Source organism: Bacteroides sp. CAG:633 (genome assembly GCF_000435115.1).
Classification (GTDB): Bacteria; Bacteroidota; Bacteroidia; order Bacteroidales; family Bacteroidaceae; genus Bacteroides; species Bacteroides ndongoniae.
In genome coordinates this window covers 1-881 of the sequence record NZ_FR883018.1, presented here as the reverse complement: position 1 = coordinate 881, position 881 = coordinate 1, and the positions used below count along the sequence as shown (strand labels likewise).

The following is an 881-nucleotide window of genomic DNA, read 5'->3' as shown; positions in this document are numbered from 1 at the left end:
GTGTCCGACAGCTGGGATGGCTATGCTGCCCGCACCACCTTCAGCCAGAACATCTTCTACACTGCCGAGCCCTCGCGCTTCGACCTGACCAAGTCCACAGACAACACGTTCAGCGGCAACTGGTACCTGGGCAACTACACCGCCCTGCCCGACGACCCCGAAGCGAAAACCGCCTGTCAGCAGTACGAAGAACAGATACTCTCTGCCGGAAGCGACGGCCGCCACGGCTTAGAGAAGCTGATGAAGCAACGCGACGTATGCGGCACTTCCTTCCTCTTCATCGACAAGGACCGCATCGAGACCTTCTTCGGACAACTGCAATAAATACGTATACCACTAGTCAGGGGCTGCATCCACTTCGGGTGCAGCCCTTATTTCGTTATTCAGCACCGACTACTTGCATTTCCCAAGGAAAAGTTATATCTTAGCTGCTGGGATGTACATCCCGCGTGCCGGGACACACATCCCAAGCCGCGAAATGTACATCCCGGCACGCGAGATGAAAGCAGCGTCAGCAGAAAGACCTATTTACCCCACGGCATACCGGCAAAGCATTCCATGAGTAAGGTCGACCAACTGCCTACCCTGCATAAGTTTAATCCATCACAAGAAAGGACGAAACACCATGGCCGAATATCAGATGCAGGAACTGACCCTGCCCAACGAAGAAGGAAAGAAAGTGACCTACCCACGCATCAAGCTGTGGGGACAAGTGGACCTGGAGTACCTGGCCCGACACATCAACTACGCCAGTAGCTTCACCCCCGGCGACATCATCGGGCTGGTGCGTGCGCTGACCGAATCCATCGCCTACGAAATGGCACAAGGACGCTCCGTCAAGATAGACGGACTGGGCATCTTCACCCCCTCGCTCGGGCTGC

The 881-nt window shown here is 55.7% G+C and carries 2 pseudogenes; both read left to right on the top strand.

The window, feature by feature from the left end:
• Positions 1-324 (top strand): annotated as a pseudogene (locus QVP67_RS03585) (RagB/SusD family nutrient uptake outer membrane protein); the annotation flags it as partial.
• 301 nt (positions 325-625) lie between these two features.
• Positions 626-881, top strand: a pseudogene (locus tag QVP67_RS03580) (HU family DNA-binding protein); the annotation flags it as partial.